We start from the raw sequence: 8,973 nt of genomic DNA on the forward strand, positions 1-8,973 counted from the left end.
ACCGAATGGCTGCGTGGTTCCTCGTCGACGACCCGGGGTGCCGCCGCCTCGTCGGGCAGTTCGTGGCCGCGATACTGGCGCACCGGGTGCGCCGGCGCGGCGGCCTGGGGCATGTCGCTGAGTTCGGCGAGGCTGACGCCCAGTGCGCGGGTGTCCGCGTCATTGGAGCGCAGGCAGGCGAGCAGCATGGCCTCCACGGCATCGGGCTGGTTGAGGTGGATGTCCAGGGCCATCTCTTCGCGCAGGCGGCGGCGCAGCGAACGCATGCAATCCAGAACGGCTTTGTTCAGTTCCATGGCGGCTCCCTCATAGCGGTTGCTCGGCTCGCCGATCCCCCGGCGGATACTGCGGGTACACAGGCAAGTGGCGTGCCAGAGCGGTCGAGCGCCGAACTGTGCGGGCGTTCACAGGTCCATAGGCGGCCGGTCGCACGCAGCTGGTGCATGGCGCACCGCTCTGGCGCCCGTTGAAGCGAACCGGCGACCCGGCCGGCGACCCGGTATACTGGCCGCCATCCGCCCTGCCTTTCCGTATTTCCGAAGGTTCCTATGCGCAACGACGCCCACGATGAGCTGGATCACGTTCCCAGCCTGACCACCGACCCGCGTGATCGCGACGACTACCAGAACAGTTACACCCCCGCCCCTGAGCCCGCACCCCGTGCCGTAGGGCGCACCGTCCAGGTGGAGCGCCGCCGCGGCGTCGGCACCGGCCCGCTGTGGGCGCTGATCGGCGCCCTGGTCATCGCCCTCGGCGGCCTGAGCTGGTGGAGCTACCAGCAGATCGCCCAGATGCAGGCCCAACTGGTGGTGACCCAGGAGACCTTCGCCCGCATCAGCGAAGACGCCGCCGGGCGCATCCAGGACATCAGCGGCAAGGTGGTGGCGGCCGAGTCCACCGTCACCAGCGGCAGCGAGGCGCTCAAGCTGCGGGTCAAGCAGCTGGAGGCGAAGCTGGCCGAGCTGGGCAAGCAGCAGCAGACCGTGGCTGGCCAGGTGAGCGGCCAGGACAAGCGCATCGAGCAGGTCGCCGCCGACCTGAAGACCCAGCAGGGCGCCGTCGCCCAGTTCGACGGCCGGCTGGAGAAGCTGTCCGGCGAGCAGCAGGCCGGGCTGGCGGGCGTCGGCAAGCTGCAGGAGCAGCTCAAGAGCCAGGCCGCCGACATCGAGGCGCTGAAGAAGAAGGGCGACCCGAGCCAGGCCGTGCGCACCCTGGAGCAGGACCTGCTGGTGCTGCGCAGCGAACTGGAGACCCGCGCGGCGCAGAACAATACCGCCGAGTTCGACGCCTTCCGCGCCCAGGTCACCCGCAACATCAACGGCCTGCAGGCCCAGGTGCAGAACCTGCAGCAGCAGCTCAACGCCCGTCCCTGAGCCGCCGGGAAAAGAAAACGCCGCGATCCGGCTACCGGATCGCGGCGTTTTTCATGGCTGTGTCCCGGTTACGTGCTGCGCGGGCAAGCCCCGCTGTCTGAATACTGCGGCTGCTTGTCCTTGGGTCCCCGCCTGCGCGGGGATGACGAGGTAGGGGTGGAATCCTCCAAACCGTCATCCCCGCGAAGGCGGGGATCCAGAAGCGCTCAGGGCACTACAACATCTAACGGGGACACCGCCTTTTCATGGCCCGCATCACTTGCGCGTGAGCGGCGGCCGCTCGAACTGCACGCCGCCCAGGCCGGTCCGCTGCAGGGCGCGGATGTTGGCGTGGTCGCTGCCTTCCGGCGTGGCCAGCACGGCGCGGTAGTGCTCGCCGAAGGCGCGCAGGGTTTCCTCCAGGCTGAAGCCTTCCAGCTGGGCCAGGCCGAGGGTCTTGCACGAGCCCTCGTTCTGTCCGGCGGCGTTCTCCACGCCGCCGTTGCGGAAGGCGCTGGGCTGGTAGTCGTAGTGTTCGGCGACGAAGGCCAGGGTGTCGGCGAACTGGAACTGCTCGCCGTGCAGGCGGGCGCGGAAGTCTTGCAGGCTCATGGCTGTTGCTGTCCTTTGTCGAAGGCCGCCAGTTGCTCGGCGCTGGCTTCTTTCTGGTGCTTGGCTTTCCACTCGGCGTAGGGCATGCCGTAGATCGCCTCGCGCGCCTGGTCCTGGCTCAGCTCGACGCCGAGGTCGTCGGCGGCGGCCTTGTACCATTTGGAAAGGCAGTTGCGGCAGAAGCCGGAGAGGTTCATCAGGTCGATGTTCTGCACATCGGGGCGCGAACGCAGGTGCTGGACCAGGTTGCGGAAGGCGGCGGCCTCCAGTTCGATGCGTTGCTGTTCGGTCATGGTCGGGCTCCCGGTCGTCTGGGTGGCAGATGATAGAAGCCCGCTCCGGCAGCGGCAACGCCCTAGCGATGGCCCGCCAGGGTGATCGACACCGACTCGGCGAAGCGCAGGGCGTGCAGCTTGTCCACTTCCACCTCGGCGTAGCGCACCGCCGGGTTGGCCATGACCAGGTCGAGGATCTCCTGGGTCAGGCGCTCGAGCAGGGCGAAGCGGTTCTCCTCGACGTGGCGGATCACCGCCTTGGTGATGGTGCGGTAGTTCAGGGCATGGTCGATGTCGTTGCCCTGCACCGCCTCGGCGGCGGGGTAGAGGATGGTGAGGTTGATCAGCACGTCCTGCTTGTTGTTGATCTCCTCTTCCTTGATGCCGATGTAGGTGCGCAGGCGCAGGTCCTTGACCCGGATGCGCGCCATCCCAGGTTCCAGTCGCGGCATTTGAGTGCTCCGTCCGGTCAGTTGCGGGTATCGCCGGCGCGTCGTGCGCCGGGGCGCCCAGCATACCCGCGGTCAGCGCAGATGACGACCGCCGTTGACCGCCAGCGTGGTGCCGGTGACGTAGGGGTTGTCCAGCAGGTAGCGCAGGCTCTGGTAGATCACCTCGGCACCGGGCTCGATGCCCAGGGCCGATTCGGCCAGGCGCCGGGCGCGGTACTCGTCGTCGTCGCACTCGTTGAACTGGATCAGCGCCGGGGCGATGCCGTTGACCTTGATGGCCGGGGCGAAGCGCGCGGCGAAGGACAGGGTCAGGCTGTCCAGCCCGGCCTTGCTGGCGCAGTAGGCGGGGCGCTTGGCGCTGCCGGTGCGCGCCACGTCGTCGCTCAGGTGGACGATGTCCGCCGGCGTGCTGCGGCGCAGCAGTTCCTCGCAGTGCAGGTTGATCAGGTAGGGCGCCAGCATGTGCACGCCGACCATGCGCTGGAACACCTCGGCCTCGTGGTCGGGCGTCTCGGTCTCCCAGTCCGAGGCGTTGTGGACGATGGCGCGCAGGCGGTCGGTGTGGCCCTTCAGCTGTTCGATGAAGGCCAGGATGCCGGCCTCGCTGGAAAAGTCGGCCTGCAGGGCGGTGGCGCCGCGCTCGCGCAGCAGGCGCACGCCCTCGCGTTCGCTGCGGTAGCTGAAGATCACCGGCTGGCCCTCGTCGAGCAGGCGCAGGGCGCAGTGCAGGCCGATGCGCTGGCCGGCGCCGGTGATCAGGATGGGAGCGGCGGAGGCGTTCATGCGGGGCTCGTCGATCTGGCTGGATCGGCAAGTAAACTCCAGGCCCCGCCGCGCCACAACCCTGCGCGCTGGCGGGGAGGCGTCTCAGCGGGCCTGCAGCGGCTCGTCCGCGGCGCGGGCGCGACGCCCCTGCAGCCAGGGCTCCAGCAGGTGGGTGGAGAGCGGGATGAACCAGTAGGTCATCAGCGGCGTCAGCACCAGGGTGCCGAGCAGCACGCGCAGCACCAGCGGCCACTCGGCCATGAAGCCGCCGAACAGCAGGTTGAAGGCCAGCGACACCGGGAAGAAGGCCAGCCAGATGGCGATGCTCTGCTTCCAGCGCGGCGGCCGGCGGTCGGCGTTGCCGAACCAGGCGTCGAGGCCGCTGATGCGGTGCTCGTGGGGCTGGGCGAACAGGCCGGCGCCGCGCTGCAGCCAGGTGCGGCGCGAGGCGGAGTGCTCCCAGGCGGCGAGGGTGGCGGCATCGGCGAAGCGGAACACGATCTGGAATTCGTCGTCCCCGGGCGGCGGGGCCAGGACGCCGGAGCCCAGGTAGCCGGGGAAGTCGGCGGCGAGTTGCTGGCCTTCGTGCAGCCAGGCGCGGAAGTCGTGGAAGCACTCGCGCGGAACGCGGCGTGCCACCAGCATGGTGACCGGATCGGTAGACATCGTGTATCTCCACAGCGACAGGCGCGGCCCGGGTAGGGTGTTGCGCGGTATGGCCCGCCGGGGTGATGGCGGAACATAGAGATTAGGTCAATGTTATTGCCATTTATGGAGGATGGCTAGAGGTAGTCGGAAGGGCATTCGGGCAACGGGGCGGGCAAAAGAAAAAGCCCGGCGCTGGGCCGGGCTTTTTCGCAGCGCATGGGCGCTTACTTCACTTCCACCGCCAGGTTCTCGGCGATCTTCTTCTGCCAGATCGCCGGGCCGGTGATGTGCACCGATTCGCCGTTGGTGTCGACCGCGACGGTCACCGGCATGTCCTTCACTTCGAACTCGTAGATCGCTTCCATGCCCAGTTCGGCGAAGGCCAGCACCTTGGACTTCTTGATCGCCTGGGCGACCAGGTAGGCGGCGCCGCCTACGGCCATCAGGTAGACGGCCTTGTTGTCCTTGATCGCGTCGATGGCGATCGGGCCGCGCTCGGATTTGCCGATCATGCCCAGCAGGCCGGTGCTTTCGAGGATCTGGCGGGTGAACTTGTCCATCCGCGTGGCGGTGGTCGGGCCGGCCGGGCCGACCACTTCGTCACCGACCGGATCGACCGGGCCGACGTAGTAGATGAAGCGGCCCTTGAGGTCCACCGGCAGCGGCTCGCCCTTGTTCAGCATGTCGACCATGCGCTTGTGCGCGGCGTCGCGGCCGGTGAGCATCTTGCCGTTGAGCAGCACCGTCTCGCCCGGTTTCCAGCTCTGCACTTCTTCCGGGGTGATCTCGTCGAGGTTGACGCGGCGCGCGCTCGGGCCGGCTTCCCAGACGATTTCCGGGTAGGCGGAGAGGTCCGGCGCTTCCAGCTCGGCCGGGCCGGAGCCGTCGAGCACGAAGTGGGCGTGGCGGGTGGCGGCGCAGTTGGGGATCATGCACACCGGCAGGCTGGCGGCGTGGGTCGGGTAGTCCATGATCTTGACGTCGAGCACGGTGGTCAGGCCGCCCAGGCCCTGGGCGCCGATGCCCAGCTGGTTGACCTTGTCGAACAGCTCCAGGCGCAGTTCCTCGATGCGGTTCTGCGGGCCGCGGGCCTTCAGTTCGTGGATGTCGATGTGCTCCATCAGCACTTCCTTGGCCATCACCGCGGCCTTCTCGGCGGTACCGCCGATGCCGATGCCGAGCATGCCCGGCGGGCACCAGCCGGCGCCCATGGTCGGCACGGTCTTGAGCACCCAGTCGACGATCGAGTCGGACGGGTTGAGCATGGCCATCTTCGACTTGTTCTCCGAGCCGCCGCCCTTGGCCGCGACGTCCACTTCGACCTTGTCGCCGGGGACGATGGAGTAGTGGATCACCGCCGGGGTGTTGTCCTTGGTGTTCTTGCGGGCGCCGGCCGGGTCGGCCAGGATCGAGGCGCGCAGGACGTTCTCCGGCAGGTTGTAGGCGCGGCGCACGCCCTCGTTGATCATGTCGTCGACGCTCATGGTGGCGCCGTTCCAGCGCACGTCCATGCCGACCTTGATGAACACGGTGACGATGCCGGTGTCCTGGCAGATCGGCCGGTGGCCGGTGGCGCACATGCGCGAGTTGATCAGGATCTGCGCCATGGAGTCGCGCGCGGCGGGCGATTCTTCCTTCAGGTAGGCCTCATGCATGGCCTGGATGAAGTCGACGGGGTGGTAGTAGGAGATGAACTGCAGGGCGTCGGCGACGCTCTGAATCAGGTCATCCTGCTTGATCACGGTCATGGTGCGCTCCTCTATCGGGGAACATCTATATAAGGAAACGCCGGACCACGACCCGGCGCGACTGCGGAAAAAACGGCGCCGCAGTATAGCGCGGCGGCAGGGGTGGGCACAGTCCGCGAGCGGTGGCCGATGGTCGATAGGTGGCGGCCGGTGCGCTATCAATTTTGTGATCACGAAGGTAGAGTTGGGCAAGGTGCCAGTACGGGATGGAGCCCATGAGCGTGAGTAGTCCGGGGGCGACGAGACGAAGCCTGCAGAGCCTGTTGCTGAAGCGTTTCGGCATGGCGGTAGCGAGTTACGCCCTGGTTATTCTGACGCTCTGGATCGCCGTCTGGGCCGGCTTGTACAACGGCACCCTGCAATTCGCACTGTTCTGCACCGGTCTGGCGGTGGTCAGCCAGCTGGTGTTCTTCCTGCTGTTCATCAGCGGTCGCAACCTGCGTTTCGGCGACCCCAGCCTGACCGAAGCGCAGATCCTCGTGGGTGTTGCCCTGCACACCGCGCTGCTGGCGCAGCTCGACAGCGCGCGCGGCAGCCTGCTGATGTTCTACATGGTCATCCTGATGTTCGGCGTGTTCCAGCTGCGCCCGCGGGTGTTCGTGCGCAACGCCGCCATCGCCTTCTTCGCCTTCGCCGGCCTCAATCTGTGGGACGGCTACCAGATGCGCCTCGCCGAGCCGGCCCAGGCGCTGCTGCAGTGTTCGGCGCTGTTCATCGGCCTGGTCTGGCAGAGCCTGTTCGCCAGCTACGTGCAGGCCATGCGCCAACGCATGCGCCAGCGGCGCTACGCCTTGCAGGCGCATCAGGACACCCTGCGCGGCATGATGCGCCAGCTCGAGGACCTGGTGGCCACCGACGAGCTGACCGGCCTGTTCAACCGCCGTCATTTCCTGCGCCTGGCCCTGCGCGAGCTGGACAACCTAGGCCACGGCCGTCAGCACGGCCTGGCGCTGATCGATCTGGACCACTTCAAGCGCATCAACGACATGTACGGACATGCCGCCGGCGACCGCGTGCTGCAGACCTTCGCCGCAGTGGCGCGGGCCTGCCTGCGCGACGGCGACGTGCTGGCCCGCTACGGCGGCGAGGAATTCGTGCTGCTGCTGCCCAACACCGACGCCGACCAGTTCACCAGTTGCTGTGAGCGGCTGCGCGAGGCCTTCGCCAGCGCCGAGCCGGTCGGCGTGCAGGTCAGCAACCTCAGCCTCTCGGCGGGCATGACCCTGCTCTGCGAGGGCGACGATCTCGACGAGGCGCTGCAGCGCGCCGACCAGGCGCTGTACCGGGCCAAGCGCGGCGGGCGCAACCGCTGCGACGCGGCCTGGGAGGGCGCCGGTGCCTGAACCGAGGGTGCATGCCGCCGGCCGTGCCTGGCCGGTGCCTGCCGGTAGCAACCTGCTCGATGTGCTCAACGGCGCCGGTCTGCGGGTGCCCTACAGCTGCCGCTCCGGCAGTTGTCACGCCTGCCTGGTGCGCTGCGTGCGCGGCGAGCTGCTGGACGAGCGGCCCGAGGCCCTGAGCGAGGAGCGTCGCGACCAGGGCTGGCGCCTGGCCTGCCAGTGCCGGGTCGTGGGCGATGTCGAGGTCAGGCTGTTCGATCCCGCCCACGACGGCCTGCCCGCGCGGGTGGCGTCGCTCGACTGGCTCGGATCGCGGGTGTTGCGTCTGCGGGTGCAGCCAGAGCGGCCGCTGCGCTACGAGGCCGGCCAGCATCTGGTGCTGTGGGCCGACACGGGCGTGGCGCGCCCCTATTCGCTGGCCAGCCTGCCGGGCGAGCCCTGGCTGGAGTTCCACCTGGACTGCCGCCAGGGTGGCGCATTCAGTGACGTCGCCCGCCACCTGCGGCCGGGCGACCCGCTGCGCCTGGGCGAGCTGCGTGGCGGCGCGCTGCACTATGACCCGGACTGGAGCGAGCGGCCACTCTGGCTGCTGGCCGCCGGCACCGGCCTGGCGCCCCTGTGGGGCGTGCTGCGCGAGGCACTGCGCCAGCATCACCAGGGCCCGATACGGGTCATTCACCAGGCGAATGACGAGGTCGGTCATTACCTCGCCGAGCCGCTGCGGGCGCTGGCCGTCGCCCATCCGCAGCTCCAGGTGCAGCTGGTGGCCGAGTCCGAGCAGGCTGCGGTTTTGGCGGAACTGCGGCTTGTTTCGCGGCAGACCCTCGCCTTACTCTGCGGCTCGCCCGCCAGCGTGGAAGCCTTCGCCCGCCGTCTGTTCCTGATCGGCGTGCCGCGCAACCAGGTATTGGCCGACCTCTTCCTTCCCCACGCCTAGCCCGGCGCGCACCGGAATGCCAGACGGTTTCCGGATAGCGCAAGGCAGGCGCGGATACCTTTCCCGCGGGTGCATGGCCTCGGCCGACACCCCGAAGACAATGGAGCTGCGATGAGCGAACACATACAGGTCGAACGCGAAGGGGGGTTGCTGACCCTGCGCCTGGCCCGCCCGGACAAGATGAATGCGCTGACCCTTGCCATGTACAGCCGGATGGCCGAGGTGCTGGAAGAGGCCGATGGGGATCGTGGCGTTCGCGCGGTGCTGATCACCGGCGGGCCGGAATGCTTCACCAGCGGCAACGACGTGGCCGATTTCCTGCAGTCGCCGCTCAGCGGCACGGACAGCCCGGTGTTCCGCTTCATGCGCGCGCTGTTCGACTTCTCCAAGCCGGTGGTGGCCGCGGTGGCCGGCCCCGCTGTGGGTATCGGCACCACGCTGCTGCTGCACTGCGACCTGGTGTACGTGGCGCGCGACGCCAAGCTGCGCACCCCCTTCGTCAATCTCGGCCTGTGCCCGGAATACGGTTCCAGCCTGATTCTGCCGCGCCTGCTCGGCCAGGCGAAGGCGTCCGAGGTGCTGCTGCTGGGCGAAGTCTTCAGTGGCGCTCAGGCCGCCGAGTGGGGCATCGCCACCGCGGCGCTGGAGGATGGCCCCAGCACGCTGGCCAGGGCGCGCGAGATGGCGCTGCGCTTCCTCGAACTGGCGCCCTCGGCGCTGCTCGACTGCAAGCGTCTGATGCGCGCGCCTGCGCGCGAGGAGCTGCGCAAGGTGATCGAGGAGGAGGGCGCCCTGTTCGCCCAGCGCCTGCGCTCGCCGGAGGCGGTCGAGGCGCTGTCGGCCT

General features: G+C 68.5%; 10 protein-coding genes and 1 pseudogene. 4 read left to right on the forward strand and 7 right to left on the reverse strand.

The genetic code is table 11. The features are described from left to right. Positions 1–113: 113 nt before the first annotated feature. Positions 114–296, reverse strand: a pseudogene (locus N7640_RS25405) (hypothetical protein); the annotation flags it as partial. A gap of 252 nt (positions 297–548) precedes the next feature. Here N7640_RS25405 and N7640_RS25410 point away from each other — a divergent pair. Continuing rightward, positions 549–1,373: an ATPase gene (locus tag N7640_RS25410; RefSeq protein WP_279906035.1), complete on the forward strand. Its 825-nt coding sequence runs from the start codon at positions 549–551 to the stop codon at positions 1,371–1,373. A 255-nt stretch (positions 1,374–1,628) separates the two neighbouring features. Here N7640_RS25410 and N7640_RS25415 read toward each other — a convergent pair whose 3' ends face one another. The 6 genes from N7640_RS25415 to N7640_RS25440 form a co-directional block, all read right to left on the reverse strand. Continuing rightward, entirely contained in the window at positions 1,629–1,964 is a 336-nt protein-coding gene (locus N7640_RS25415) for a HopJ type III effector protein (protein ID WP_279906036.1), read from the reverse strand. Then, positions 1,961–2,257: a DUF1244 domain-containing protein gene (locus N7640_RS25420; RefSeq protein WP_220812801.1), complete on the reverse strand. Its 297-nt coding sequence runs from the start codon at positions 2,255–2,257 to the stop codon at positions 1,961–1,963. The genes N7640_RS25415 and N7640_RS25420 overlap by 4 nt, the downstream gene beginning before the upstream one ends. Before the next feature lie 62 nt (positions 2,258–2,319). Next, positions 2,320–2,691: a dihydroneopterin triphosphate 2'-epimerase gene (gene folX / locus N7640_RS25425; RefSeq protein WP_220812802.1), complete on the reverse strand. Its 372-nt coding sequence runs from the start codon at positions 2,689–2,691 to the stop codon at positions 2,320–2,322. 72 nt (positions 2,692–2,763) lie between these two features. Continuing rightward, complete coding sequence (gene folM, locus N7640_RS25430; protein WP_279906038.1) at positions 2,764–3,474, reverse strand: dihydromonapterin reductase; 711 nt, start codon at positions 3,472–3,474, stop codon at positions 2,764–2,766. An 84-nt stretch (positions 3,475–3,558) separates the two neighbouring features. Then, a complete protein-coding gene (locus N7640_RS25435; RefSeq protein ID WP_279906039.1) occupies positions 3,559–4,122 on the reverse strand; it encodes an antibiotic biosynthesis monooxygenase in 564 nt (187 codons plus the stop codon). Positions 4,123–4,328: 206 nt separating this feature from the next. Next, positions 4,329–5,852, reverse strand: coding sequence for a fumarate hydratase (locus N7640_RS25440; RefSeq protein ID WP_279906040.1), 1,524 nt, complete (start codon positions 5,850–5,852; stop codon positions 4,329–4,331). Positions 5,853–6,067: 215 nt separating this feature from the next. Between N7640_RS25440 and N7640_RS25445 the strand changes: the two genes are divergently transcribed. From N7640_RS25445 to N7640_RS25455, 3 genes are all read left to right on the forward strand, one after another. After that, positions 6,068–7,195: a GGDEF domain-containing protein gene (locus N7640_RS25445; RefSeq protein WP_220812806.1), complete on the forward strand. Its 1,128-nt coding sequence runs from the start codon at positions 6,068–6,070 to the stop codon at positions 7,193–7,195. After that, positions 7,188–8,129 (forward strand): iron-sulfur-binding ferredoxin reductase, encoded by a 942-nt coding sequence (locus tag N7640_RS25450; protein ID WP_279906041.1) that lies wholly within the window; start codon positions 7,188–7,190, stop codon positions 8,127–8,129. The genes N7640_RS25445 and N7640_RS25450 overlap by 8 nt, the downstream gene beginning before the upstream one ends. 111 nt (positions 8,130–8,240) lie before the next feature. Beyond that, positions 8,241–8,973, forward strand: a 733-nt coding sequence (locus N7640_RS25455; protein ID WP_279906268.1) for an enoyl-CoA hydratase-related protein, incomplete at its 3' end; no start/stop codon positions are given.

The organism is Pseudomonas sp. GD04015, assembly GCF_029837675.1.
Classification (GTDB): Bacteria; Pseudomonadota; Gammaproteobacteria; order Pseudomonadales; family Pseudomonadaceae; genus Aquipseudomonas; species Aquipseudomonas paralcaligenes.